Raw genomic sequence first — 25414 nt, forward strand, 5'->3', positions numbered from 1 at the left:
GCCGGGGCCAACTTTCATCGTTATCGATGTATCAAGATTAGGAGCCATAGTATTGACGAACGAGCAAAAAAAGGACCTTGAGCGCACACTCTGGGCCATCGCCAATGCCCTCCGGGGCAAGATGAACGCTGACGAATTCCGGGACTACATTCTTGGCTTCATCTTCTACAAATATCTGTCCGAGCGGTTGTTCCTCTACGCCAACGAGGTGTTGGAGCAGGACAAGATCACCTTCGACAAGGTCGACGAGACCACGAAGGATGGACAAGAGATCCTCGAGGCAGTCGAGGAAGCCGCGATTGGCGCGCTGGGGTATTTCCTGAAGCCGACCGAGCTGTTCAGCGCGATCGCCAAGCGGGGCGCGCAGCCAGGGCAGTTCATCCTGTCCGACCTGGCCGAAGTGCTGAACCACATCCAGGAATCTACCCTTGGCACCGAGTCCGAGGATGACTTCGACAACCTGTTCGAGGACCTCGACCTGACCTCGTCGAAGCTGGGCCGCACCGAGCAGGCCAAGAATGACCTCGTGGTCAAGATCCTGGCCGCCCTCGACAAGATCGACTTCGGCCTGCACGACAGCGACAGCGACATCCTGGGTGATGCCTACGAATACCTCATTGGCCAGTTCGCGGCCGGGGCGGGGAAGAAGGCGGGGGAGTTCTATACGCCCCAGCAGGTCTCGACCATCCTGGCGCGCATCGTCACCACCGGGAAGACGCGGCTGAAGTCGGTCTATGACCCGACCTGCGGGTCGGGATCGCTACTGCTGCGCGTCGCCCGTGAGGTCGAAAACGTGGAGGACTTCCACGGGCAGGAACTGAACCGCACGACCTACAACCTTGCGCGCATGAACATGATCCTGCACGGGGTGCACTACCGCAACTTCGACATCCGTCAGGCGGATACGCTCGAAGAGCCGCAGCACGAGGGGCAACTGTTCGAGGCCATCGTGGCCAACCCGCCGTTTTCTGCGAAATGGTCGGCGAACAGCATCTTCCAAGGCGATGACCGCTTTGCCGAGTATCCCAAGCTCGCGCCCGCCTCAAAAGCCGATTTCGCCTTTGTCCAGCACATGCTGCATCATCTGGACGAGAACGGCACCATGGCCGTGGTGCTGCCGCATGGGGTGCTGTTCAGGGGCGCGGCCGAGGGGGCTATCCGCCGCTTCCTGATCGAGGAAAAGAACTGGCTCGATGCGGTCATTGGCCTGCCAGCCAACATCTTCTACGGCACCGGCATTCCCACCTGTATCCTTGTGTTCAAGAAATGCCGCGAGACGGACGATATCCTGTTCGTCGATGCCTCGACCTGTTTCGAGAAGGGCAAGAACCAAAACAACATGAGCGGCGGTGACGTCGACCGCATCGTTCAGGGCTACCGCACGCGGACCGAGGTGGATCGGTTCAGCCACCGCGCCTCCCGCGCCGAGATCGCCGAGAATGGCTATAACCTGAACATCCCGCGCTATGTCGACACTTTCGTGCCGCCGCCGCCGGTGGACATGCAAGCGACGGCCAAGGCATTGAAGGTGCTTCGCGATGACATGGGGCCGGTGGACGACCAGATCCGCGCCTTCTGCGCCGAACTGGGGCTGGAGAGCCCAGTATGAACGAAATCGTGCATACTTTCCCGCTGTCTGTGCAGCCGGGAATACCCAAGATAGGACAGACGCCTGAAGGATGGACCCGGACCCGTCTGGGCAAGTTGTTCGAGGTGGTCTCCCGTCCTGTGAAGATGCTGGATCACGCCGAATATGATCTGATCACAGTCAAGCGGTCACGCGGCGGGATCGAACGGCGGGCCCGGATGAAGGGGCGCGAGATTTCGGTGAAATCGCAGTTCGAAATCCGCGAAGGCGACTTCGTAATTTCGAAACGTCAGATCGTCCACGGGGCCTGCGCCATCGTTCCGGCGGAGTTCTCGGGGTCGATTGTGTCGAACGAGTATTCGGTGCTGCGCTGCCGCCCTGTGCTTGACCCCGAATACCTGCGCTGGCTGGTGCACGCGATCTATGTTCAGCAGACCTTCTTTCATTCCAGCATCGGCGTTCACGTCGAGAAGATGATTTTCAAGCTGGACGAGTGGTTTCGCTGGAAGATCGATCTGCCACCGCTTGCCGAGCAACAGCGCAGGGCTGGCAGCCTGAATGCGCTGCATACGCGGCTGGAGGGGTTGCGGCGGGAGAAGGCGCTCTTGTCAGAGTACAAGACCGGGCTCATGCAGAAGATATTCTCCCAGGACATCCGCTTCCGCGCCGACGACGGCAGCGCGTTTCCGGATTGGCAAACAACACGCCTCGGAAGAATCTGTCAAATGAAGGCCGGACAGTTTTTGCAAGCTGCGGAAATTTCGGATGAAAATACAGATACCAACTTCCCGTGTTACGGTGGAAATGGCCTTCGCGGTTTTTCACTGAAATTCAATAAGAACGGACAGTTTCCTTTGATCGGTCGTCAGGGCGCGCTTTGCGGTAATGTGCATTTCGCTGAGGGTCAATTCTACGCGACAGAACATGCTATTGTGGCCGAACCAGCGGATAATGTTGTAGCCAAATGGCTGTTCTACAAGTTGGTCGACATGCGGCTCGTCCAATTTGCCACGGGACTTGCTCAGCCGGGATTGGCTGTCGACACTCTCGCATATCTAAAACTGCAAGTTCCCCACCCCGATGAACAACGCAAAATCGCCGATGCCCTCGGCGCCATTGACGCCAAAATCAACAGCGTGGCGGCGCAGATCGAGAAACTCGATGCCTTTCGCCAGGGTTTGTTACAGAAGATGTTCGTATAAGAGGTTTCCATGACGGCCACGATCCAGTCCGAGGCGCAACTCGAAGCTCAGCTTGTTTCCCGCCTGGGCGGGCTTGGCTGGACCAAGGTCACAATCCCCGACACCGCGGCGCTGGAGGCCAACCTCAAGGCGCAGTTGGAGGCGCATAACGGCACGACGTTCTCGGACGCGGAGTTCCACCGCATCCTGTCGCACCTGGGCAAGGGCAGCCCGTTCGAGAAGGCCAAGACCCTGCGCGACCGCTTTCACCTGCCGCGCGATGACGGATCATCCTTTTGGGTCGAGTTTTTCAACACCACCGACTGGTGCCGCAACCGCTATCAGGTGACGACGCAGGTCACGCAGGTCGGCAGCTACAAGAACCGCTTTGACGTCACGCTGCTGATCAACGGTCTGCCTCTGGTTCAGATCGAACTGAAGCGGCGGGGAATGGAATTGAAGGAGGCCTTCAACCAGATCAACCGCTATCACAAGCATTCCTTCTGGGCGGGTACGGCGCTGTTCCAGTACGTGCAGATCTTTGTCATCTCGAACGGGATGAACACGCGGTACTTTGCCAACAACCGCCACCAGGATTTCAAGCAAACCTTCCCCTGGGCGAATTTCGAGAACGAGCCGGTGAACAAGCTGGACGCCTTTGCGGACGCGTTCCTGGAGAAGTGCCACATCTCGAAGATGATTGCGAAATATGTGGTGCTGCACGAAAGCGACCGCATCCTGATGGTGCTGCGCCCCTACCAGTATCACGCGGTCGAGGCGATCGTGGAGCGGGTGAAGGGCGGCCGCAAGAACGGCTATGTCTGGCACACCACCGGGTCGGGAAAGACCCTGACGAGCTTCAAGGCGGCGCAGGTTGTGGTTGAGAACCCGAAGGTCGAGAAGGTGGTCTTTGTCGTCGACCGCGCCGACCTGGATTACCAGACCACGAAGGAGTTCAATCACTTCTCGCCGGGGTCTATCGATGGCACGGACAACACCGCCGCCCTGGTGAAGCAACTGACGGACGACACCAAGGTTATCGTCACGACCATCCAGAAGCTGAACACCGCGATCAGCCGCGACCGCTACTCCGGCAAGTTGGATGAGGTGAAGGACAAGCGGATGGTGTTCATTTTCGACGAATGCCACCGGTCACAGTTCGGAGAGACGCACAAGAACATCGTCGGGTATTTCACTCGCGCACAGCTGTTCGGATTCACAGGCACACCGATCTTCGCTGACAATAAGGTGGGAAGACGGACGACGAAGGATCTCTTCGGTGAGCGCCTGCACCGCTACGTCATCACTGACGCAATCCGCGACGACAACGTTCTGAAGTTCTCGGTGGAGTACTGGGGGAAACTGAAGCGCAAGGACGGTACTATGCCGACCGACGAAGAGGTCGCAGGGCTGAACCTAAAGGAGTTCTACGAAAACCCGGATCGCATTGAGGGGATCGTAGACTGGATCCTCGAACATCATGACAAGAAGACCCAGAAGCGGGCTTTTAGTGCCATCCTCTGCGTAAGCTCGGTCGAGGTGCTTCTGAAGTATTACGAGCTTTTTCAGCGCAAGCGAGCAGAGGGCAAACACGACCTGAAGGTAGCCACGGTCTTTACCTTTACCGCAAACGAGGATGATTCAGACGCCGATGGCCTGATTGGAGAACCGGATATCGGCGGCGAGGGCGGGGTCGCGAACCCGCACACCCGCGACAAGCTCCAGGCCTGCGTGGATGACTACAATGCGCTCTATGGCACCGGCCACAGTGTGAAGGACGGCAAGGCGTTCTACGCTTACTACAAGGCTGTGGCGAAGCGGATGAAGTCCCGCGATCGCAAGGACTTTCAAACGGGGAAGGGCATCGACATCCTGCTCGTTGTAAACATGTTCCTAACAGGCTTCGACGCGAAGACACTGAACAGCCTCTACGTCGATAAGAACCTGCGCTACCACGGCCTTATCCAAGCTTTCTCGCGGACAAACCGGATCCTCGGACAACGCAAGAGCCAAGGCAACATCGTCTGCTTCAGGAACTTGAAGCCGAAGGTGGATGAGGCGATCACGCTCTTTTCTAACAAGGAGGCTCGTGAGACGATCTTGGTTGAGCCTTACGACGACGTCGTCAATGAGTTCAACTCAGTCGTCCAGGACCTGAAGAAGATAGTTGCGAAGCCAGATGACGTGGATGGTCTCGCCTCCGAAGACGACATTCTTGCCTTCGTCACGACGTTTCGGAAACTCATCCGGCTGATGAATGTACTCAACAGTTTCGTCGAGTTTGACTCTGATGACTTGGAAATGTCTCCGCAGAGGTTCGAAGACTTCAAGAGCAAGTATCTGGACATCCATGACCGGACGAAGTCGGATGCGGCCGACGAGAGGGAGTCGATCATCGACGAGATCGATTTCGAGCTTGAGTTGATCCGGCGCGACGAGATCAACGTCGCCTACATTCTCGCATTGCTTGCGGCCATCGTTGAAGCGCCCGAAGACGATGAGGATGCCGAGGAAACACGCAAAGGCAAAACGAAGGCAGTTCTCGACATATTGGGCTCCGAACCGCGACTGCGTAGCAAGAAGGACCTGATCGAGGAGTTCATGGCGACCTATCTTATTGGGCGCCGCAGCGCGGACGAGTTGAAAGAGGCTTTCGAAGGATATTGGTCCGGAAAGAAGTCGGATGCCTTCCAGCGGATCTGCAAAGAAGAAGATTTGGACCCCGAGGCGTTTTCACAGCTAATGCAAGCATACACGTTTTCTGACAAGGAGCCGTTGGCGGATGATGTGGTCGCTACCCTGAAGACGAAGCCGGGCATTCGTGAGAGGGCGAAACGCGTCAAGCAGATCATCGCGAGAATGATCGGATTCATCGAAACATACGATGAGAATTTGGGCGACCTCGATTCTGCATGAGTCGGCAGTTTTTTAGGGCTGCAGCGGGTGTCTCTGACTTCCGCGGGAGTAGGTCGTCGAACAATGGATGCCCTCCGCGAAAACAACGCGAAGGGCTTCATGGACACGGGAGTAGCAATCAGAGGGAGGCAAACAAGATCGGCCACCACTCCCAATTTTTGTATTTGTCGCTCTTGTGCTCAATGTTGATATAGCGCGAGAGGCTACCGTCCGGGGTGTGACCCGTGAATTTGAGGATCTTATCACGGGTGCCACCTTCGAGGTCCATTTCAAAGAAACGCGATATGGCATCGTGCCGCAGATCATGGAAACGTAGGTCCTCGATCCCAAGTATTTCACACGCTTGAGTGAAGAGTCGGCTGACTGTGTCTGAGTGATACGGAAACACTCGGTCCTTGCGGTGGGGCATCGACTGAATAATTTTCATCCCCTCGTCAGTAACCCAAAGCTCCTTGTCGTTTCCCGCGGATCCTTTCGGGCTCTTCATATCTCGGAGGGTCAATTTCATAGCGCCTTCATCAACGTCATTCCACTTTAACTTGCAAAGATCGGCTTGCCGGTGCGCGAGCGTGATGGCAGCGCCAACGATTTTGTGCATCGGAACGCGACGTTGATCAGCTGTGTAGTTAGCATGGAAATGGCTAAGGAGCCGGTTCATTTCTTCGACCGTTGGTCGGCGAGTACGTTTTTCTGATCGCTTGACCAATTTGTGGTGCTTCAGTGAAGCTATAGCCTTATGAAATTCACCGATCGGCATTTCAACTTTGCTGGATGTGCCACCATAAGTGACCACGGCGCTAAGTGTCGCCATGTACGACTGCACTGTTTGCGGTAGGCGTGGTTTCAGTGCGTAATGCTCGGGGCAATCCTTCTCCTTATCAGAAGGGCAGGCCTGAACTCCCCTCAGAAGATCCTGCGCCAGTTTGAAGAAATCATGGTCGGTCGTTTCTTCGACGGCGAGCTTTCCGAAATCGAGACGTTGCAAATAGGTGAGGTTGGCACTTTTGGTTTTGCCGAACTTTTCCCTTGCAGCACCGATGTAGTCTTCGATGGCATCGGACCAAGTCTTGTTGGCAGTCTTAGCCATAACTCGTTCGAGACCGTTAGGTGCGTTGAGTTCGCGCTCTCGCTGTTTCATCCAGCGCTGAGCGGATCGCTGATTTTGGAATGTTTCGGTCAGCGTGAGAACGACCTTGCCTTTTTGTTTCTTGCGGATCACAGCCGTGAAGCTTTGCGAACCGTCTTTCTTCTTGCGCGTCATGATGGTACCCATCCGGGTCTCCTTTTCGGGAATTCGTTGTCGATGTGAGGGAGATCGATCCGCTACCGCGCGACCGGTCGGAAATTTGATCAGGGTTTAATATCTCGGGCTGGGGTGGCCGTCCCGAGAGCTGATCGAGACGCGTCGGCGGGCCCCTTGGGTTGCCCTGCCGAGAGGCGAAAAACCGGTGCAACAATTCCGGGTCGGTGCAACATTTTGTTGCACTCATCCCAAAAATGGGGGCAAACGGCCCCAAAACCGAGGAAAACCGAGCCGATGTCCGATCGCGCAGAGCCAGTAAAACAAGGGAATTCAGATGTTCGCCGGGCAGCGAGCCTCTCTGTTGCGCCGATGATGGATTGGACCGACCGTCATTGCCGTTATTTGCACCGTCTGATGTCTTCGCAGGCTCTTCTTTATACTGAAATGGTAACGGCACCGGCGTTGGTACGGGGCGGGGCGCGGCATTTGTTGGCGTTTGACGCGGCAGAGCATCCCGTTGCGGTTCAGCTTGGCGGATCCGATCCTGCAGAATTGGCCGAAGCAACGCGCATGTGTTGCGACGAAGGGTATGACGAGGTGAACCTTAACGTCGGCTGCCCGTCTGACCGTGTTCAGTCCGGCAGCTTTGGGGCCATCTTGATGGAAAAGCCCGATCTGGTTGCGGAATGTGTGGCCGCGATGGCGGAGGCCGCAGACGTAGAGGTGACAGTGAAATGCCGGATCGGCGTGGATGATCAGGTGCCAGAAAAGGTGCTTCCGGCCTTTCTGGAAACTGTCAGCGCCGCCGGTGTGCAGCGTTTCACTATTCACGCCCGCAAGGCGTGGCTTCAAGGGCTTAGCCCGAAGGAAAACCGGGACATTCCGCCGCTGGACTATGACCTGGTTAAACAGATGAAAGCGGCGTTTCCGGAGCTGCATATCAGCATTAACGGCGGCATTGATAACCTTGAAACTGCACGGGAAATGCTTGATGCGGGGCTGGATGGTGTGATGATTGGGCGGGCTGCTTATCACACGCCTTCGGATATCCTATTGGCAGCTGACGAGTTGATCTTTGGCCTGTCTGGCCGAAAGACGGCCGTGCAGGTGGTGGATGAGATGCGCCCCTATATCGCCCGCCACTTGGAAGGTGGCGGACGGATTCACAACATCACCCGCCACATGCTTGGCCTGTTCGCGGGGCGACCCGGTGCGCGTGGGTGGCGGCGGACCCTGTCTGAAGGGTCGCATCGCCCGGACGCAGGGTTGGATTTGATCGACGCCGCATTGGCACATGTTCAGCAGGATCGGCTGGCAAGTTAAGGTCACGCAGCGGCGGGGTTCGCGCGCCGGAACGTCAGCAATGTACAGGCCAACGCCAACAGTCCGCACAACGCAATGCCCATCGACATCGGAGCAATCGTGCCGTCAAAGAACGGGCTCATTGCGACGATCATAATGCCGCCCGATATCATTTGCAGCGTTCCGCCAAGGGATGAGGCAAGGCCTGCTATCTCACCATGTTCTTCCAGGGCCATGACCATTGTGGTTGGAATCACGACGCCAAGACCCGCGTTCGCCAAGAACAAGAGCGCCACGACGATGTGAAGGCTGGCCAAGCCCAGCAGTGCGACCGTTGCCAGTGCAGCAGAGAAAAGCGCGAACAAGCCGACGCCGCACAGGATCACGCGGTTCAACCCGAACTTCGCGGCCAATGGCCCAGCCATTTGCGAGGCTGAAAAGAACCCGATCGCGTTGATGGCAAAAGCAATCGAAAAGCCCGTGGGGGACAGGCCGTATTGCCCTGTGTAAACGAATGCCGCCGACGCGATGAAGACGAAAAAGCTGGCCATGCCAAACCCGCCGATGAACGTCAGCCCCATAAAGTTGGCGTCGGTCAAAAGAATGCGACCACCTTTGATCATATTGCGCAGATTGACCTTCACTCTGTGTTCGGGGGCCAAAGTTTCAGGTTGCATGGTGGCGGTTAGGGCCAGACTAAGAAGGGCGGTTGCGGCAAGGACCAAGAAGATCGCGCGCCAGTCTGCGATGGCCAGAATGGCACTGCCCGCCAAAGGCGCAAGCATTGGCGAGATCGAGATGACAAGCATGATCATCGCCATCAGTTTCGTTGCCTGAACGCCGGTATGGGTGTCGCGGATGATTGCGCGTGGCACGACCATGACAACCGCGCCGCCAAGCCCTTGAAACGCGCGCCATGCGCAAAGGCTGACCATTGTGTCGGCCATCGCGGCCCCGACAGAAGCGATCAGAAATATCCCGACGCCGATGAATAGGGGCCAGCGGCGCCCAACCTGATCGGCCAGCGGGCCATAAACCAGCTGCGCAATGCCATAGGCGATGAAATATGCTGTGATCGTGGTTTGTGTCGCGGCCTCGGTCGCGCCAAGATCGCTCGCGATTTCGGGCATCGCGGGCAGGTACATGTCGATCGCAAAGGGCCCGACCATGGACAAAAGCCCAAGCACAATCGCAGACCGGAACAGGCCGCTAGACATCAGATTTCCTTTCAATGGATGCGCCAGCGCGTTCGAATAAGGGCGGGGCGCAAGGGCAAATTATCATCGTCTTTGCAAAACGCCAGCGCGTTCACCCCAAGACGAGCGAAGTTTTTTGCGTTGAGCATCCGGCGCAGCCGGGGTTATGTGGCCTCCTGAAACAGCCGGAGGCCACCGATGACCGACCCAGCCACACTTGCTCTTCTTGCCGTATTGCTTTTGGCCATTGGGGCCTTTGCCGGGCTTATCGCGGGCCTTCTTGGCGTCGGGGGCGGCATCGTACTGGTGCCCGCGTTCCTTTACACGTTTTCCGCGCTTGGCTTTGACAGCCCGTATTTGATGCAGGTGTGCCTTGCGACATCGCTTGCGACCATCATCGTGACCTCGCTTCGTTCGGTGGCCAGCCACAACAAAAAGGGCGCAGTAGATTGGGACGTGCTGCGTGCGTGGGCGCCCGGCATCATCATCGGGGCGATTGTCGGGGGGCTTGTGGCGTCAAGCCTGCGTTCGGTCGTGCTTCAGGGGATTTTCGGGTTCTTCGGTATCTTCATCGGTCTGTACTTGGCCTTTGGGAAACCGACGTGGCGGGTATCCGATGAGATGCCAGCGGGGCCAGTTCGTGCTGCGCTGTCCAGCATTGTTGGGTTCTTGTCGGTCTTGATGGGCGTTGGTGGCGGTTCGTTCGCGGTGCCCACGATGACGCTTTATGGTCAGCCGATCCATCGCGCGGTTGCGACCGCCGCAGGCTTTGGCCTTGCCATCGCGGTGCCGTCGGTCATCGTGTTCTTCTTCACCCAAATCCCGGCAGACGTGCGCCCGCCTTTCACCATCGGGGCAGTGAACATTCCGGCGTTCCTGTTGGTGATTTCGATGACGATGATTACGGCACCCATCGGCGCGAACCTTGCGCATTCGATGAACCCGAAACCTTTGAAACGCGTCTTTGCCGCGTTCCTGATCCTTGTCGCGCTGAATATGCTTCGCAAGGTTGCGGGGCTTTAACCCTTTACCCGTGCGGCCCGGCCACCGCGCCGCTGTTTCAAACGCGGCGCGCGGGCGGGCAGGTCTTCCATCACCTCAGCCCGTTGGGCGTTATCCATGCGGGACCATTGGGTGATCTCATCGATGCTGCGCAAGCAGCCCGTGCACAGCCGTTCCTGCGGATGGATCACGCAGATACGCACACAGGGCGATTGAATTTCATCGCGCGTCCAGATGGTGTCGTCTTTCAATTGGCATTCCTCAAGTGGCGTATCCGATCCAGTGCCCCTTGCAGGATATAGCCAGCCGCGACGTGATCGATAACCTCTGCGCGACGCTTACGTGACGTATCCGCCTCTAACAGTGCTCTTTCTGCCGCAACTGTGGACAGGCGCTCGTCCCAGAACCCGATCGGAATTTCCGTCAGGCGCGACAGGTTTCGGGCAAATGCACGCGTCGATTGGCAACGCGGCCCTTCCGATCCGTCCATGTTACGTGGCAGGCCAAGGATAAGGCCGCCAACTTCGCGTTCTGCGATGATTTCCAGCAGGCGGGCTGCATCCACGCCGAATTTCTTGCGGCGAATGGTTTCCAAAGGGCTGGCGACGGACAAAAGCCTGTCTGAGATCGAAACCCCGATCGTCTTGTCGCCAAGGTCCAACCCGATCAACGCGCGGTGCGCGGGCAGGGCGGCCAGCAGCTCTTCGATGTCTTCGTGGATGCTCATTCGGTCACCCCGGCGCTTTGTGCTGCCGCGCGGATCGCTTCCAGATCATTGGGCCGGTCAAAGAACACTTTTTTCGCTTCGTCCCAGATGTCAGCGGCGCGATCTGTTTCGCCCAAGGTTCCAAGCGCGCGGATCAGCTGTGCCCATTCGGTTGCGTTGCCCCCTTCGCTGGCAAGGCGTTGGGACAGGCCGTCAACCATGCCACGGATCATGTCCATCCGCTGTTCCGGCGTCATGTCTGCGGCGGCTTCCACATCCTCGGCCGAAGGGCCGCGCAGGGCCGGGACCGATGCAAGGGGCGGCAGCGCATATTCAACACCCGCGCGAAAGGCGAGTTCTTCGATACTGGCGCGGATCGGGGCAACCCATGGTTCGTCCGCCCCGCTTTCGGCAAGCAAGCTGCGCCAAATTCGGAAGGCGATGTCGGGCCGCCCGGTCTGGGTATAAAGCAGGCCAAGGTAATAGCGCGCGGTGCCGTTACGCTCATCCCGGCGCAGGGCCTGTTCCAGTGCGGCTTCCGCCTCTGGAGAGATGTAGCCGCCAGCGGCAAGCACCATCATATCGGCCAGCGTGGCGAAATCTTCGCCGGTGGCCTCGTCACCCTTAAGCGCGATCATTTTGGACTGCGCAATGTAGCCCGCGCGGAAATTGCCCAACGCGGCTTCGTTACGCGCCAACAGCATCAACCCCTGTGGGTCATCGTCACGTTGCGCCACAACGGCGCGCAGCTTTTCGACCATATCAACATGGCGCGGATCGGGCGTCGTTAGGCTTGGCATTGCCGGGGCCTGTTCTTCGGCAGCGGCTTGGCGGGGGCGGTTTTTGCGGGCTTCTTCGGCGGCGTCTTTACGGGCCTGAAGCGGAAGGTCGCGATACCCCGGTGCGCCGATGGTCGCATAAAGCGCCAAGGCCCCGACGATCAACACGGCGCTTCCTGCAAGACCACCCACGATGGTCGCCGCGCGCGGAGCCTTTGCCCCATTGGCGTCTTGTTGCAGGGCACGGTCAGCTTCCAAAATGCGGCGGGACACCTCAAGTCGGGTGCGCTCTGCGTCTTCGGGGCCGATCACGCCACGGGCAAGATCTTTGTCCACCTCTTTCAGTTGGTCTTGATAGACCTTCAGATCATACGCCGCTGGGGGCGCATCACCGGCCCGCCCGCGTAGCATGGTGATAACCAGTACCACCGCGATGACGACGGCCAAAAGAAAGGCGACCAGCCAGAAAATCATGATCTCTCCTGCATAAGCTTCCCAAGGGATGTATTACCTCTAAGCCGTTCGGGGAAGGGGCAAACCCCTTAGGTGCGACACAGCGCACACGCACGATGTCGTGTTTTTTTCACATTGCGCCGCTCATGGTCGTGGGGCAAATCTTTGATCGGTCCATTACAAACCGTGCCCGCCGCGCGATGAAGGGGATTCGCCGTATGTCCATGAAACGTTATTCTGTATTCGCAATTGCACGCGAAGCCGCCCGATATCATTCCGGGTGGGAACGCGCGTGGAAGTCCCCCCAGCCCAAGAAACGCTATGACGCTATTATTATCGGGGCAGGCGGGCACGGACTGGCGACGGCCTATTACCTTGGAAAGAACCACGGCATTACCAATGTGGCCATTCTGGAAAAGGGCTGGCTTGGCGGCGGCAATACCGGGCGTAACACGACGATCATCCGCTCCAACTACCTTCAGGATCCATCGGCGGCGATCTATGAAAAGGCGCGCTCGCTTTACGAAACGATGAGCCAGGATTTGAACATGAACGTCATGTTCAGCCCGCGCGGCGTGATCATGCTGGCCCAAACAGAACACGAGGTGCGCGGATACGAACGAACCGCCCATGCCAATGCCCTGCAAGGGGTGAAAACCGAATTCATCGGGCCAGAGCGCGTGAAAGAGCTGGTGCCGATCATCAACATCGACGGCCCGCGCTATCCCGTTCTTGGTGGCTTGTGGCAGGCCCGCGGCGGCACCGCGCGCCACGACGCGGTGGCGTGGGGCTATGCCCGTGCCTGTTCCGCGATGGGCATGGACATCATCCAACAATGCGAGGTCACGGGCGTGCGTCGCGACGGCGGCAAGGTCGTTGGCGTCGATACAACCAAGGGCGCGATTGAATGTAACAAGCTGGGCGTTGTCGTGGCGGGGCATTCCGGCGTGATCTCTGAAATGGCGGGCTTCCGCCTTCCCATCGAATCCGTCGCGCTTCAGGCGCTTGTGTCAGAGCCGATCAAACCCTGCATGGATGTAGTTGTGATGGCCAACACCGTGCATGGTTACATGAGCCAGTCCGACAAGGGCGAGATGGTCATCGGCGGCGGCACCGACGGGTTCAACAACTACACCCAACGCGGCAGTTTTCATCATGTCGAAGAAACCGTGCGCGCCCTGATCGAAACCTTTCCGATCATCAGCCGCCTGAAGATGCTGCGCCAATGGGGCGGGATCGTGGATGTGACGGGGGACCGGTCGCCCATCATCTCCAAAACCCCAGTGGATGGGATGTTCATCAACTGCGGCTGGGGCACCGGCGGGTTCAAAGCGATCCCCGGTTCCGGCTGGGCCATGGCCGAGATGATCGCAAAAGGCGAACCCGGCGCCCTTGCAGCCGAGTTCGGAATGGACCGCTTCGTCGAAGGCCGCTTCATCGACGAAAGCGTAGCAGCGGGGGTGGCGCATTGATGCATTCACACGTTAGCCCCGTGCGGTTCCTTGTATTTCGCTTTGAAATTGTGCCCGGCACCGCAGGCGAACCGCTTCGTATTCTGGGATCTAGGCTCGGGTCAATCAAGCCCAGTGCTTCCGCTGTCCGGCGGATTGTCGCCATGGGGCTTAGGGTTACGGCCAAGCCGAATGAACACAATAGCCAGCAGGACGACCAAAACCAGCGGCCATGCTTTCACGACATACATCAAATATTCCATGCCCTGATTTTGCGTGCCAATGGCCGATTGGGTCAAGCGCTTCGCGCTATCAGATCGGAGGCCGCACCATGCTGATCCTAACCTGCCCATACTGCGGCGTCTCAGGCGAAGAAACCGAATTCCACGCGGGTGGAGAGGCGCATCTGAAACGCTTCGGCCCCGGCTCTTCGGATGCCGATTTCGAAAGCTATCTGTTCCACCGGGAAAACCCCAAGGGGGTGCATTTCGAACGCTGGCGTCACGTTTCGGGCTGTGGAAAATGGTTCCACGCCGCCCGCTGCACCACCACGCTTGAAGTGTTCGGCACTTACACCGCCCAAACCTCGGAACCGCCGCAAAGCATCAAGGATGCCATCACCGCCAAACGCCCCGGCTGGACATGGAGGGATTTCGCATGAGCACGCGCCTGCAAACTGGTGGTCGTCTGATCGACCGGTCCCACCGCGAAGGTTTCAGCTTTAACGGTAAACGCCTGACGGGCTATGCGGGCGATACGCTTGCGTCGGCCTTGTTGGCGAACGATCAGATGTTGGTCGGCCGGTCGTTCAAATACCACCGCCCGCGCGGCTTCGTTGCCGCCGGCGGGGAAGAGCCGAACGGGCTGGTCAACCTTGGCAAAGGCGGCCAGTTCGAACCCAACCAACGCGCCACCACGACTGAACTGTTCGACGGGCTGACGGCGGAAAGTCAGAACCACTGGCCCAGCCTTGAATTCGACATCGGAGCGATCAACGCCAAATTCTCGCGGTTCTTGCCGGCGGGGTTCTATTACAAGATGTTCATTCATCCCCGTCCGCTGTGGAAACACGTGTACGAGCCATTCATCCGCAATTCCGCCGGTTTGGGAAAGGCTCCGCAGGACCGTGACAGTGACCGGTACGAGCATTTCTATGCCTTCGCCGATCTGGTGATCATCGGTGGCGGTATCGCGGGGCTTCAGGCTGCGCTGACGGCCGGGCAGGCGGGTGCAAAGGTTATTCTGATGGAACAGACCGCCCATTGGGGTGGTCGCGCGCCGGTGGATGGTGTGACCATCGACGGTGCCCCCGCAGATGACTGGATCGCCAAAACCGTCACCACGCTTGAGGGGATGGAAAACGTCACCCTACGCACCCGGATGATGGGAGCAGGGGTTTACGATCACGGCTATGTTCTGGGGTATGAACGCGTGGCTGACCATTGCCCCGGCCTTGGCCTGCCGCGCCATCGGCTGTGGCGTATCCGCGCCAAGCAGATCATTACGGCCACGGGGGCGATTGAACGCCCGCTGTCCTTCGCAGGAAACGACGTGCCGGGCGTGATGCTGGCATCTGCCATTCGCGATTACGCGGTGAACTGGGCGGTGTCGCCCGGCGACCGCACGGTTGTGGTCACCAACAACGATGATGCATATCGCACGGCGATCTGCCTGAAACAGGCGGGGCTAGAGGTTCCGGTGATCATCGATGCCCGCCCCGAAGCTTCCGGCGCCTTGCCCGAAGCCGCGCGCGCCCTTGGTATTCGGGTCGAAACCGGCAAAGGCATAGCCAAAGTGCTGGGTGGCAAGCGCGTTACGGGCGTTGCCCTGTGCGCCCAAGCCGGTGAAGGCGCGGAACTGGAACAGGTGCCCTGTGACGCGGTCGCCATGTCCGGCGGCTGGTCGCCGGTGGTGCATCTGTGGTCCCATTGCGGTGGCAAGTTGAACTGGGATGACGCCCAAGCCCATTTCCGACCCGATGCGAACCGCGCGCCCACCTCTCACGATGGGTTGCCATTTGTCATCTCCGCCGGGTCTGCGAACGGCGAACTGCACGCTGCCGCCACGCTTGGCGATGGCGATGCGGCAGGCAAGACTGCGATCAGGGCACTTGGCCTTTCCGCCACCGCCGGAGGCGTTGCCAAGGCAGAGGCCGAGGCTGAGGAACCCATGACCCCGGTCTGGATCATGCCCCAAGGCGCGGGCGTAAAGCTGCGCAGCAAGATGTGGCTGGATTATCAGAACGACGTGAAGGTCAGCGATGTTCAACTGGCCGCTCAGGAAGGCTATGAAAGCGTTGAACATGCCAAGCGTTACACCACGCTGGGCATGGCGACCGATCAGGGTAAGTTGAGCAATATCAACGGCCTGGCGGTTCTTTCTCAGTCTTTGGGTGCGGATATCCCGCAGGTTGGGACCACTACGTTCCGCCCGCCCTATACCCCCATCTCGATGGGTGCGATTGCGGGCGAAGCGCGGGGAGAGGTGTTCCAACCGCTGCGCCGCACGCCGATCCACGAATGGAACGACGCCAACGGCGCTGATTTTGAACCTGTCGGCCAATGGCGCCGCCCGTACACTTATCTGCGCAACGGTGAAAACCGCGCCGATGCGGTGAAGCGCGAGGTGCTGAACACCCGGAACAATCTGGGCCTGCTGGATGCCTCGACCCTTGGCAAACTGATCGTCAAAGGGCCGGATGCGGGCAAGTTCCTTGATTTGCTTTACACCAACATGATGTCCACGCTGAAACCGGGCCGCTGCCGTTATGGTTTGATGTGCAGCGAAAACGGTTTCCTGATGGATGACGGCGTGGTCGCGCGGATCGATGACGAGACGTTCCTGTGCCACACGACCACCGGCGGGGCCGACCATATCTTTGCGCATATGGAAGAATGGCTTCAGACCGAATGGTGGGACATGCAGGTTTACGTCGCCAACGCGACTGAACAGTTCGCGCAGATCGCCGTGGTTGGCCCGAACGCCCGCAAGCTGTTGGAAAAGCTGGGCGGCATGGATGTCAGCGCAGAGGCGTTGCCGTTTATGGCGTGGGCCGATGGTGAATTGGCGGGGATCAAGGTGCGCGCCTATCGCATCTCATTCTCGGGCGAGCTGAGTTATGAGATTGCCGTTCCTGCCTCCCAAGGGCGCGCGTTCTGGGATGCCTGCATTGCAGCAGGGGCGGAATTCGGCCTGATGCCCTATGGGACTGAGGCGCTTCATGTGATGCGCGCCGAAAAGGGCTTCATCATGATCGGCGACGAAACCGACGGTACCGTGATCCCGCAAGATCTGGGGCTGAACTGGGCGATTTCCAAGAAGAAGGAAGACTATCTTGGTAAACGCGCGCAGCAGCGCAGCCATATGACTGATCCGAAACGGTGGAAGCTGGTTGGGTTGGAAACTGTGGACGGCTCGGTCATTCCTGACGGGTCATATGGCGTTGCAGATGGCATCAACGCCAACGGTCAGCGCAACACGCAGGGGCGCGTTACCTCGACCTATTATTCGCCAACGCTGGATCGTGGCATCGCCATGGGGCTGGTTTTGAACGGGCCTGACCGGATGGGCGAGGTGGTCGAATTCAACAAGGTCGATGGCACCACCGTCGCCGCCAAGATCGTTGATCCGGTCTTCTATGACAAAGAAGGGGAGAAGCAGAATGTCTGATCCTGTAAGCGCCCTGAACCGCGTCACATTTGACGGGTTCGTTAAGGTCGAAGAAATGGGCCCGCGTGGCATGATCACCCTGCGCGGTGATCACGCTTTGCCAGAGGTAAAAAACGCCGCCACCGGTGTGGCTGGCGTGAATTTCCCCGGCCAGCGAGAATGCCGCGTTGTTGAAGAACGCGGCCTTGCGTGGATGTCCCCGGACGAACTGTTGGTGATGGTCCCCCATGGCGAAGCTGACACCGCCGTTGCGTCGATGGAGAGCGATCTGGACGGCACACACAGCCTTGCCGTGAACGTGTCCGACGCCCGTGCGGTGTTCCGCATTATCGGCCCCGGCGCGCGCGAGGTCTTGGCCAAACTCTGCCCCGTCGATCTGTCGCCTGAGGCGTTTGTACCGGGCACGATCCGCCGTACCCGCGCCGCACAGGTGCCGGTGGCCTTTTGGATGGTGGAAGAGGACGTGTTCGAACTGGTCTGCTTCCGTTCGGTCGCGGCTTACGTCTTTGACCTGCTGAAAACCGCAGCGATACCGGGGAGCGAGGTTGGGTACTTTTAGGACCCGCCGCAAAGCTGTGTTGGTCTGCTTCGTGCCCGTTGTGTCGCAAGGAAACCTTGGCATAGACTGCCAGTATGGACATTTTCGGCACCGCACTTTTGGGATTTTTCCGAGAGCAATCTGACGCTCTTATCAAAGTCATTCGTGACGATGGCTGGGAAGACGAACATAGCCCTAGCCTTTATTTTGAACGCGAACCCTTCGACTTTGAAAAGCCTGCGTTGCACCTTGTCGATGGGCCAACGGTTGACGTCGGTTGCGGTGCCGGGCGCCATATCAGGTGGCTTGGCGCGAATGGACACAAAGCTTTTGGGCTGGATTGTTCTACTGGTGCTGTCGAAGTCTGCCGCGCACAGGGTTTGGATAATGTTGAGCTGTTTGACGTGATGTCAGATGGCATCCCCAAAATTCCGTTTAGTGTCAGAAATATAAGCCTGTTTGGAAATAACGTCGGGATCGGAGGCACGTTTGACGGAAGCAAAGCTCTTTTTAAGACGTTGAATGACACTTGCAGCGCGGGGGGACAGCTTGTTCTGACGGGGATCAATGTCAGAGAGACAGACAACCCCCAACACATTGCGTACCAAGAAAAGAACGTTGCTGAAGGCCGACGACGAGGGGAAATGCGGATCCGAATAAGCTATCGCGGTGAAATTGGCCCTGAATTTCAGTGGTTTCACCCAGAAGCCGATGAAATTGAAGAGCTTGGATCGCTTACCGGTTGGAAGGTCCAGAAAATGGAACGGATCGGCGGTTTCTTCTGGGCATCTTTGATCCGCAGCTAAGGCGTACTTAGTCCCGCACACTCGTTTCAAGGAAAGTGCACGTTGGGGCGGAGTGGTTCGCATGGAACTCTTTCGCGGCTAGGCAGTTACACTAAGACAGGGGTTGACGATATCGCCTGTGCGGATCAGGTATGATCCGAAGAATTTATTTCCGCGAACGAAGAGGGGCTGACCCATGGCTTTTGAACTTCCTGACCTCCCATATGCTCATGATGCGCTTGCCGATGCAGGTATGTCGAAAGAGACGTTGGAGTACCACCACGACCTGCACCACAAGGCGTATGTCGACAACGGCAACAAGCTGATCGCCGGCACCGAGTGGGAAGGCAAAACACTGGAAGAGATCGTAAAGGGCACATACCAGTCCGGCGCGGTTGCCCAGAACGGCATCTTCAACAACGCCTCGCAGCACTGGAACCACGCGCAGTTCTGGGAAATGATGGGCCCAGGCAAGGGCGCGATGCCCGGCGAATTGGAAGCACGCATCGTTGATGGCTTCGGTTCGGTTGACGCGTTCAAAGAGCAATTCGCGGCTGCTGGCGCTGGTCAGTTTGGTTCGGGTTGGGCTTGGCTGGTGGTTGACACCGACGGCACGCTGAAGGTCACGAAAACCGAAAACGGCGTTAACCCGCTGTGCTTTAACCAGACCGCGCTGCTGGGCTGCGACGTGTGGGAACATTCCTACTACATCGACTTCCGCAACAAGCGTCCGGCTTACCTGACCAACTTCTTGGACAACCTGGTAAACTGGGAAAACGTAGCAGAGCGTCTTGCCTCGGCCTAATCGCCGCTATCGTTTATGAATTTGGGCCGTCCCGTTTGGGGCGGTCCTTTTTTGCGGTGGGGTCCATAAATGAAGCAACTCGAAGTCGAAAAAATTGCGTCGACTAGGCCGGTCCCGAATGGCACCAATCGTTCCATTAATTTTGATGCACAGGGACAGCTTGTCCTTTCATGGGTCGATGACCGAGGGCGGATCTGCATAGAAGGTTTTGGAAAACATCCCGCCTATGCCGAGATTGAGGCCGATGAAATTCGGTTTCCAGAGGTGCAGAGGTTCAGGGATGGGCGGTGGCTTGTTACGGGTTCCCGCTGCGCAGATCATGTCAAAAATTCACGACTGTATTCTCCGAACTTTGAATTTTTAAGTAGTTTTCACAGCGGTGATGCGGTTGCACAGACCATAATCGACCTGAACGATAATATCTGGATTGGCTATTTCGATGAAAACCCTATTGGGTTGCGAAGGTTTTCAGGTGCCGGAAATCTTACATACGATTTCAACAACTCGTCTGGTCATGACATTTTTGACCTTTATGCGATGCACCTACGCGTGAATGGCGATGTTTGGGTCTACGCCTACGACGACTTTTACCTTGCCAAAATCTCGGGTGATATGGTCGAAATTGTATTGAAAACATGCCCAGTAGAGGGTGCGCGAGCCATTCTGGTTGATGGAAATCACGTTGCGTTTTTTGGCAGCTATCAGGGCAATGGAGTGACTGTGCATGATATCCAAACTGGTGTTTCCACTTTGCTGAACCTGACAGCAAATGGAAACGTGATCGGGCGGACGACAATTGCCACACATGGCGACAAGGTTGCTTTTCTGTGGCAGGATGACATCTATTTTACGCACCTGCGGAAATTGGTTAGGGCGGCCCAGAAGTAGGTGTTGCAAGAAATGTTCAGCGATCAATTGTCGGCAGATTGGGCGCAACTCTTCCACCGGTTTCTGTGATGCGATACGCCAACCGGGCGGCATATAGGGGACATCGATGAGCGAAGCGGTAAAGGGGATGCTGGCCGTGATGGCATCCTACACGATTTGGGGCTTGTCGCCGATTTACTACAAGCTTGTCGATCACGTCCCCGCGTTAGAGGTTCTTGCGCATCGCACGATCTGGACCTTGGTGATGTTTGCAATCGTGCTGGCCATTCAGGGGCGGCTGGGCGTGTTGCGGGCGGCGCTGTCCAATGGGCCGCAATTGGGGTTTGTCGCGCTGGCCTCTGGGTTGATTTCGCTGAACTGGTTGCTGTTTATCTTTGCCATCCAGTCGGGGCAGACGGTTCAGGCAAGCATTGGGTATTACATCTTTCCACTGATCGCCGTTCTTTTCGGCGTGTTCTTTTTTAAAGAGCATTTGAATGCGGTGCGCGGCCTGTCAGTCGCGATCGCGGCCGGGGCGGTGCTTGTCTTGTCGGTTGGTCTGGGCAGCGCGCCTTGGCTTTCGCTGGCGTTGGCGGTCAGCTTTGCGCTGTATGGTGTGGTCAAAAAGAAGGTCGCAGCCGGGCCGGTCGTTTCCGTCACCGCCGAGGTGGTCTTGGTCGCGCCGCTTGCACTTGTTTGGCTGGTCGGGGCCGCAACGCAGGGCTGGTCTGGCATGGCGGGTGTTCAGGGCGGTCTGTTTGGTGCAAGCCTAAGTGATACGCTGTTGCTGCCACTGTCAGGTTTGTTGACGGGGGTGCCATTGATGCTGTTTGCCTATGCCTCCAAGCGGATCACGCTGACGACAATCGGGCTGGGCCAGTATTACAATTCCAGCATGCAGTTCGCCGTGGCCGTTTTGGTGTTCGGCGAGGTCGTGACCCGTTGGCACGCCATCGCGTTGCCCGCCATTTGGCTTGCACTGGCGATCTACTTTTACGATGTGGTTCGTCAGGAAAGGGCGGTGCGCAGGGCATCCGTCAATGCGGGTACATCATCAACCACGGTGACATAGGCCTTCAGGCTTTCCTCGGCGAACCCTTCACCAATAAAATGATCCATCAGCCCGGTTAGCGGGTTCCAAAACCCATCGACGTTCAACAGATAGATGGGCTTTTCATGCAGGCCAAGCTGGCGCCATGTCAGCACCTCAAAGAATTCATCCAAGGACCCTGCGCCGCCGGGCATAACCACGATCGCGTCAGAGTTCATGTACATGACCTTTTTGCGCTCGTGCATGTTTTCTGTCACAATAAACGTTGAAAGGTCGCGCTTGCCGACTTCACGTTCGAACAAATGCACCGGAATAACCCCGAAGGTTGCGCCGCCTGCGGCCTGCGTGGATCGGGCGATCCGCCCCATAAGCCCAACATCGCCCGCGCCATATACCAGCCGCCAGCCTTCTTGCGCGATGGCGCGGCCGGTTTCTTCGGCGGCCAAGGCATAGCTTTCGCGGCCTCCGTCGCGTGAGCCGCAAAAGACACAGATCGAACGTTGGTAAGATGTCATAGGAGGCCTCTGATGCAGGGTTCTGGACCCGTGATAGCTGGGTTGCTATGGTCTCGCAAGCGTGGCCGTGGGGAGCAGTCGCGCAGGGGGATGAGATGAATGTCGATATGGGCTAATATGGGCGCGCTGATGAAAAGTGCTGCTGTTGGAACATTGGCGGTTACGGTCGCCGGTGCCGGTTATCTGGTTTACGAAAACGGGCGCACAGGCACCGTGTCAGAGGTGCCCGCCGCGCTGCCTGTGGCGCAGATTGCTGCACCTGACGATAACGTGAAAAATGTCGCAGAACCGGTTGATTCAAATGTGGTTTCCAAGGAAGACACGCCTTCCGAAGTGACCCCGCCCAGCTTTGACGTTGTCCGGGTGGAGCCAACGGGCGGCGCCCTTATTGCAGGGCTTGCCGCACCGGGTACGGATGTAACCGTTCTGATCGATGGCCAGCCTGCGGCCACTGCGACCTCTGATCGGCGGGGGCAATTCGTCGCGATGTTTGACATGGCCCCAAGCGAGGTTGCCCGACTGGTTTCACTGGAAACGGCCACTGGCGATGGTGAAAAAGTTCTGTCCGAAGGTGTTGTTATCCTTGAACCAACACCAACGGGCGATGCCGTTGCCGAAGCCAACCCTGTTGTCGCGGAACCCGTTGTGGTGGCCGGGCCGAAAGAAGTACCAGCCGAGGAAAAGGTCGCCGCGCTTGACGTTCCCGCGGTAGAGGAACTGCAAAGCGAACCAGCGGCGGAAGATATCGCAGAACCGAAGGCGGTTATGATCGCGACACAAGACACCGAAGCGGTGGAAGACGTGGTCGAAACCGAAGCTGAAGTTGAAAGTGAACCCTCCGCGCCCGAAGTGGTGCAAGCCGATACCTCAACCCCTGCGATAGCCGCGCCTGCGCAAGTGGCCCGTGCGCCAGGTGTGCTGCTGGCCGATGAATCCGGTGTCCGCGTATTACAGCCACGTTCTGCGGAAACACCCGCGACGCCAGGCCAATCCATCGTGATTGATGCGATCTCATATCGCGCAGATGGGGCTGTGGTACTGTCTGGCCGCGCCGCGCCGGGCGCGATTGTCCGTGTTTACCTGAACAATAAGGCAGTCGGCGACGCCCGGGTTGGTGCCAGTGGCCAGTGGACGAGCACACAGGAAGACGTGGCAGCGGGCCTTTACACTCTGCGCGCTGATCAGTTGAATGCGGATGGCAAAGTTTCGGGGCGCTTTGAAACGCCCTTCAAGCGCGAGGCCGAGGCTGAACTGCTGGCCGCGTCAAATTCTGACACGTTGAAGGCGGGCACCGGGCTGCAGGCGGTCACTGTCCAGCCGGGCTTTACCCTGTGGGGGATCGCGCGGGAAAACTTTGGCGATGGCACGCTCTACGTCAAAGTCTATGAGGCGAACCGCGATCTGATCCGCGACCCTGATCTGATCTATCCCGGTCAGGTGTTTGCGATGCCCTCTGACAACTAGTCCTCTGGTCTTTTCTGCGGGCGGGCAATACGGTCGTTCGGCCCCGCTAGGAAAGTCTCAGAATGCGCCCAGCCAGCTCCTCCGCCGAAATCGCCGCACTTGAACGTGGGCGTGCCCTGAAAACGATCCGACGGGTTGGCCCATACCTTTGGCCCGACGGGCAGGGTTGGGTGAAACGACGTGTCGTTCTGGCGCTTGCGATGCTTGTACTGGCCAAGGTCATCTCTGTCGCGATCCCATTTGTCTATAAAGAGGCTGTGGACACCCTTGCCGGAGAGGGCCAGTCACCCGCATGGATGCTGGGCGCGGGGGCGGTGGGTATCACCATCGCCTATGGCATGGCGCGGCTTCTGAACGTTGGGTTTCAACAGTTGCGCGATGCGGTGTTTGCCAAGGTAGGCCAACGGGCATTGCGAACCCTAGCGCTTGAGACGTTCACTCACATCCATCGCCTTTCCATGCGCTATCACATCACGCGCAAAACTGGCGGGCTAAGCCGCATTATCGAACGCGGGGTCAAGGGCGTCGAATTCCTGCTGCGGTTCCTTTTGTTCAGCATTGGGCCGCTTGTGCTGGAACTGCTGATGGTCGCCGTGATTTTCTATGTGGTGTTTGATGTGTGGTATCTGGCCATCGTGGTTCTGACCATCGCCGCCTATGTGACCTTCACCTTCCGCGTAACGGAATGGCGGGTGAAGATCCGCCGCCAGATGAACGATCAGGATACGGACGCCAACCAAAAGGCCATCGATAGTCTCCTAAACTTCGAAACGGTGAAATACTTCGGCGCAGAACGGCGCGAGGCAGAGCGTTACGACGCCGCGATGGTGGGATACGAGGCCGCGGCGATCAAGACGTCCTATTCGTTGGCGTTTCTGAACTTCGGGCAGTCTCTTTTGATCACGGCTGGCCTGATCGGCGTCATGATCTTGGCGGCCATGGGCGTTCAGGCAGGCGACTTGACGGTCGGGGATTTCGTGATGGTGAACGCCTATATGATGCAGATCACCACGCCGTTGAATTTCCTTGGAACCGTCTATCGCGAAATCCGTCAAAGCCTTGTTGATATGGGGGAAATGTTTGATCTGCTTGGTCAACCGGCCGAAGTTCAGACCAAACCCGACGCGCCCGCGCTAAAGGTGACTGGCGGCGCGGTTGAGTTGCGCGATGTTGCCTTTGGCTATGATGATGAGCGCCCCATTTTGAAAGGCGTCAGCATCTCGGTTCCCGTCGGCGGATCGGTTGCATTGGTGGGGCCATCCGGGTCTGGCAAATCAACCATCGGGCGGCTGTTGTTCCGCTTTTACGATGTGAACGATGGCGCGCTGCTGATTGATGGGCAAGACGTGCGCGATGTTACGCAGGAAAGCCTGCATGCGGCCATCGGCGTGGTGCCGCAGGACACGGTGCTGTTCAACGATACGATCTATTACAACATCGCCTATGGTCGCCCCGAAGCGAGCAAGGAAGAGGTTGAGGGCGCGGCCAAAGCGGCCAAGATACACGACTTCATCCAAAGCCTGCCGCACGGCTACAACACTTTGGTGGGCGAACGTGGCTTGAAACTGTCAGGCGGTGAAAAGCAGCGTGTTGGGATTGCGCGGACCTTGCTGAAGAACCCGCCGATCCTGTTGCTGGACGAGGCGACCTCGGCGCTGGACAGTGAGACAGAGGCCGAAATTCAGTCAGAGCTTAAGGCGATGGGCCACGGGCGCACCGTGCTGAGTATCGCGCACCGGCTATCTACGATCGTCGATGCGGATGAGATTGTGGTGCTTGAAAACGGTCTGGTCGCAGAGCGTGGCTGCCACGACGATCTGCTTGCGCTTGGCGGGCGTTACGCCGCGATGTGGCAGCGCCAGCAAGCCGGAGAGGAAGGGGAGGCCGCCGCCTGACGGCCTCC

At 58.1% G+C, this 25414-nt stretch carries 22 protein-coding genes; 15 read left to right on the forward strand and 7 right to left on the reverse strand.

Annotation, left to right across the window (positions count from 1 at the left end; genetic code table 11):
* Window positions 1-52 precede the first annotated feature (52 nt).
* From COL8621_RS06355 to COL8621_RS06365, 3 genes are read left to right on the forward strand one after another with little or no spacing between them, the layout of a single operon-like run.
* Entirely contained in the window at window positions 53-1609 is a 1557-nt protein-coding gene (locus tag COL8621_RS06355; RefSeq protein ID WP_093966428.1) for a type I restriction-modification system subunit M, read from the forward strand.
* Window positions 1606-2790, forward strand: a complete 1185-nt coding sequence (locus COL8621_RS06360) for a restriction endonuclease subunit S (protein WP_093966429.1) — start codon at window positions 1606-1608, stop codon at window positions 2788-2790. The genes COL8621_RS06355 and COL8621_RS06360 overlap by 4 nt, the downstream gene beginning before the upstream one ends.
* A 9-nt stretch (window positions 2791-2799) precedes the next feature.
* Window positions 2800-5685, forward strand: coding sequence for a type I restriction endonuclease subunit R (locus tag COL8621_RS06365; protein ID WP_093966430.1), 2886 nt, complete (start codon window positions 2800-2802; stop codon window positions 5683-5685).
* A 118-nt stretch (window positions 5686-5803) separates the two neighbouring features.
* Here COL8621_RS06365 and COL8621_RS06370 read toward each other — a convergent pair whose 3' ends face one another.
* Entirely contained in the window at window positions 5804-6958 is a 1155-nt protein-coding gene (locus tag COL8621_RS06370) for a tyrosine-type recombinase/integrase (protein WP_093966431.1), read from the reverse strand.
* A 264-nt stretch (window positions 6959-7222) separates the two neighbouring features.
* On the opposite strand from COL8621_RS06370, the gene dusA reads away from it, so the two are divergent.
* Complete coding sequence (gene dusA, locus COL8621_RS06375) at window positions 7223-8251, forward strand: tRNA dihydrouridine(20/20a) synthase DusA (protein WP_093966432.1); 1029 nt, start codon at window positions 7223-7225, stop codon at window positions 8249-8251.
* A gap of 2 nt (window positions 8252-8253) precedes the next feature.
* Here dusA and COL8621_RS06380 read toward each other — a convergent pair whose 3' ends face one another.
* Window positions 8254-9447, reverse strand: a complete 1194-nt coding sequence (locus tag COL8621_RS06380) for a multidrug effflux MFS transporter (protein ID WP_093966433.1) — start codon at window positions 9445-9447, stop codon at window positions 8254-8256.
* A gap of 177 nt (window positions 9448-9624) precedes the next feature.
* Here COL8621_RS06380 and COL8621_RS06385 point away from each other — a divergent pair, with 177 nt between their 5' ends.
* Window positions 9625-10449: a sulfite exporter TauE/SafE family protein gene (locus COL8621_RS06385; RefSeq protein ID WP_093966434.1), complete on the forward strand. Its 825-nt coding sequence runs from the start codon at window positions 9625-9627 to the stop codon at window positions 10447-10449.
* Here COL8621_RS06385 and COL8621_RS06390 read toward each other — a convergent pair.
* Genes COL8621_RS06390 through ccmI form a run of 3 tightly spaced genes read right to left on the reverse strand, consistent with a single transcriptional unit; the run spans window position 10446 to window position 12387 of the window.
* On the reverse strand, window positions 10446-10679 hold the full coding sequence (locus COL8621_RS06390) for a DUF1289 domain-containing protein (RefSeq protein WP_093966435.1): 234 nt from the start codon (window positions 10677-10679) through the stop codon (window positions 10446-10448). The two genes, COL8621_RS06385 and COL8621_RS06390, sit on opposite strands and share 4 nt — an antisense overlap.
* A complete protein-coding gene (gene ruvX / locus COL8621_RS06395) occupies window positions 10676-11155 on the reverse strand; it encodes a Holliday junction resolvase RuvX (protein WP_093966436.1) in 480 nt (159 codons plus the stop codon). Before ruvX ends, COL8621_RS06390 begins: the two co-directional genes overlap by 4 nt.
* A complete protein-coding gene (gene ccmI / locus COL8621_RS06400; RefSeq protein ID WP_093966437.1) occupies window positions 11152-12387 on the reverse strand; it encodes a c-type cytochrome biogenesis protein CcmI in 1236 nt (411 codons plus the stop codon). The genes ruvX and ccmI overlap by 4 nt, the downstream gene beginning before the upstream one ends.
* A gap of 203 nt (window positions 12388-12590) precedes the next feature.
* On the opposite strand from ccmI, the gene COL8621_RS06405 reads away from it, so the two are divergent.
* On the forward strand, window positions 12591-13838 hold the full coding sequence (locus COL8621_RS06405) for a sarcosine oxidase subunit beta family protein (RefSeq protein WP_093966952.1): 1248 nt from the start codon (window positions 12591-12593) through the stop codon (window positions 13836-13838).
* 101 nt (window positions 13839-13939) lie between these two features.
* Here the strand turns inward: COL8621_RS06405 and COL8621_RS19105 are convergent, their stop codons facing one another.
* Window positions 13940-14116 (reverse strand): hypothetical protein, encoded by a 177-nt coding sequence (locus tag COL8621_RS19105; protein ID WP_176438441.1) that lies wholly within the window; start codon window positions 14114-14116, stop codon window positions 13940-13942.
* Between the two features lie 32 nt (window positions 14117-14148).
* Here COL8621_RS19105 and COL8621_RS06410 point away from each other — a divergent pair, with 32 nt between their 5' ends.
* From COL8621_RS06410 to rarD, 7 genes are all read left to right on the forward strand, one after another.
* Window positions 14149-14478: a sarcosine oxidase subunit delta gene (locus tag COL8621_RS06410; RefSeq protein WP_093966438.1), complete on the forward strand. Its 330-nt coding sequence runs from the start codon at window positions 14149-14151 to the stop codon at window positions 14476-14478.
* On the forward strand, window positions 14475-17486 hold the full coding sequence (locus COL8621_RS06415) for a sarcosine oxidase subunit alpha family protein (RefSeq protein ID WP_093966439.1): 3012 nt from the start codon (window positions 14475-14477) through the stop codon (window positions 17484-17486). Before COL8621_RS06410 ends, COL8621_RS06415 begins: the two co-directional genes overlap by 4 nt.
* Entirely contained in the window at window positions 17479-18045 is a 567-nt protein-coding gene (locus COL8621_RS06420) for a sarcosine oxidase subunit gamma (RefSeq protein ID WP_093966440.1), read from the forward strand. Before COL8621_RS06415 ends, COL8621_RS06420 begins: the two co-directional genes overlap by 8 nt.
* Before the next feature lie 74 nt (window positions 18046-18119).
* Window positions 18120-18830: a methyltransferase domain-containing protein gene (locus COL8621_RS06425; RefSeq protein WP_093966441.1), complete on the forward strand. Its 711-nt coding sequence runs from the start codon at window positions 18120-18122 to the stop codon at window positions 18828-18830.
* A 175-nt stretch (window positions 18831-19005) separates the two neighbouring features.
* Window positions 19006-19614, forward strand: coding sequence for a superoxide dismutase (locus tag COL8621_RS06430; RefSeq protein WP_093966442.1), 609 nt, complete (start codon window positions 19006-19008; stop codon window positions 19612-19614).
* Window positions 19615-19683: 69 nt separating this feature from the next.
* The gene (locus COL8621_RS06435) at window positions 19684-20502 is read left to right on the forward strand and encodes a hypothetical protein (RefSeq protein WP_093966443.1); all 819 of its coding nucleotides are present in this window, start codon (window positions 19684-19686) and stop codon (window positions 20500-20502) included.
* A 106-nt stretch (window positions 20503-20608) separates the two neighbouring features.
* A complete protein-coding gene (gene rarD, locus COL8621_RS06440; RefSeq protein ID WP_093966444.1) occupies window positions 20609-21553 on the forward strand; it encodes an EamA family transporter RarD in 945 nt (314 codons plus the stop codon).
* On the opposite strand, the gene COL8621_RS06445 is transcribed toward rarD, so the two are convergent.
* Complete coding sequence (locus tag COL8621_RS06445; RefSeq protein ID WP_093966445.1) at window positions 21490-22047, reverse strand: LOG family protein; 558 nt, start codon at window positions 22045-22047, stop codon at window positions 21490-21492. The two genes, rarD and COL8621_RS06445, sit on opposite strands and share 64 nt — an antisense overlap.
* Before the next feature lie 99 nt (window positions 22048-22146).
* On the opposite strand from COL8621_RS06445, the gene COL8621_RS06450 reads away from it, so the two are divergent.
* Both COL8621_RS06450 and COL8621_RS06455 read left to right on the forward strand, forming a co-directional pair.
* Entirely contained in the window at window positions 22147-23511 is a 1365-nt protein-coding gene (locus COL8621_RS06450) for a LysM peptidoglycan-binding domain-containing protein (protein WP_141137848.1), read from the forward strand.
* A 62-nt stretch (window positions 23512-23573) separates the two neighbouring features.
* On the forward strand, window positions 23574-25406 hold the full coding sequence (locus COL8621_RS06455; RefSeq protein ID WP_093966447.1) for an ABCB family ABC transporter ATP-binding protein/permease: 1833 nt from the start codon (window positions 23574-23576) through the stop codon (window positions 25404-25406).
* The last annotated feature ends 8 nt before the right edge of the window (window positions 25407-25414 follow it).

The organism is Actibacterium lipolyticum (genome assembly GCF_900184935.1).
In the GTDB taxonomy this organism is placed as follows: domain Bacteria; phylum Pseudomonadota; class Alphaproteobacteria; order Rhodobacterales; family Rhodobacteraceae; genus Actibacterium_A; species Actibacterium_A lipolyticum.

Excerpts from the sequence above, each read along its gene's own strand:
- COL8621_RS06385 (WP_093966434.1), top strand. The coding sequence starts at position 9,625 with ATGACCGACCCAGCCACACTTGCTCTTCTTGCCGTATTGCTTTTGGCC.
- COL8621_RS06360 (WP_093966429.1), top strand. The coding sequence starts at position 1,606 with ATGAACGAAATCGTGCATACTTTCCCGCTGTCTGTGCAGCCGGGAATA.
- COL8621_RS06365 (WP_093966430.1), top strand. The coding sequence starts at position 2,800 with ATGACGGCCACGATCCAGTCCGAGGCGCAACTCGAAGCTCAGCTTGTT.
- COL8621_RS06455 (WP_093966447.1), top strand. The coding sequence starts at position 23,574 with ATGCGCCCAGCCAGCTCCTCCGCCGAAATCGCCGCACTTGAACGTGGG.
- rarD (WP_093966444.1), top strand. The coding sequence starts at position 20,609 with ATGAGCGAAGCGGTAAAGGGGATGCTGGCCGTGATGGCATCCTACACG.
- ruvX (WP_093966436.1), bottom strand. The coding sequence starts at position 11,155 with ATGAGCATCCACGAAGACATCGAAGAGCTGCTGGCCGCCCTGCCCGCG.
- ccmI (WP_093966437.1), bottom strand. The coding sequence starts at position 12,387 with ATGATTTTCTGGCTGGTCGCCTTTCTTTTGGCCGTCGTCATCGCGGTG.
- COL8621_RS06450 (WP_141137848.1), top strand. The coding sequence starts at position 22,147 with ATGTCGATATGGGCTAATATGGGCGCGCTGATGAAAAGTGCTGCTGTT.
- dusA (WP_093966432.1), top strand. The coding sequence starts at position 7,223 with ATGTCCGATCGCGCAGAGCCAGTAAAACAAGGGAATTCAGATGTTCGC.
- COL8621_RS06370 (WP_093966431.1), bottom strand. The coding sequence starts at position 6,958 with ATGGGTACCATCATGACGCGCAAGAAGAAAGACGGTTCGCAAAGCTTC.
- COL8621_RS06410 (WP_093966438.1), top strand. The coding sequence starts at position 14,149 with ATGCTGATCCTAACCTGCCCATACTGCGGCGTCTCAGGCGAAGAAACC.
- COL8621_RS06435 (WP_093966443.1), top strand. The coding sequence starts at position 19,684 with ATGAAGCAACTCGAAGTCGAAAAAATTGCGTCGACTAGGCCGGTCCCG.
- COL8621_RS06415 (WP_093966439.1), top strand. The coding sequence starts at position 14,475 with ATGAGCACGCGCCTGCAAACTGGTGGTCGTCTGATCGACCGGTCCCAC.
- COL8621_RS06420 (WP_093966440.1), top strand. The coding sequence starts at position 17,479 with ATGTCTGATCCTGTAAGCGCCCTGAACCGCGTCACATTTGACGGGTTC.
- COL8621_RS06445 (WP_093966445.1), bottom strand. The coding sequence starts at position 22,047 with ATGACATCTTACCAACGTTCGATCTGTGTCTTTTGCGGCTCACGCGAC.
- COL8621_RS06380 (WP_093966433.1), bottom strand. The coding sequence starts at position 9,447 with ATGTCTAGCGGCCTGTTCCGGTCTGCGATTGTGCTTGGGCTTTTGTCC.
- COL8621_RS06430 (WP_093966442.1), top strand. The coding sequence starts at position 19,006 with ATGGCTTTTGAACTTCCTGACCTCCCATATGCTCATGATGCGCTTGCC.
- COL8621_RS06405 (WP_093966952.1), top strand. The coding sequence starts at position 12,591 with ATGAAACGTTATTCTGTATTCGCAATTGCACGCGAAGCCGCCCGATAT.
- COL8621_RS06425 (WP_093966441.1), top strand. The coding sequence starts at position 18,120 with ATGGACATTTTCGGCACCGCACTTTTGGGATTTTTCCGAGAGCAATCT.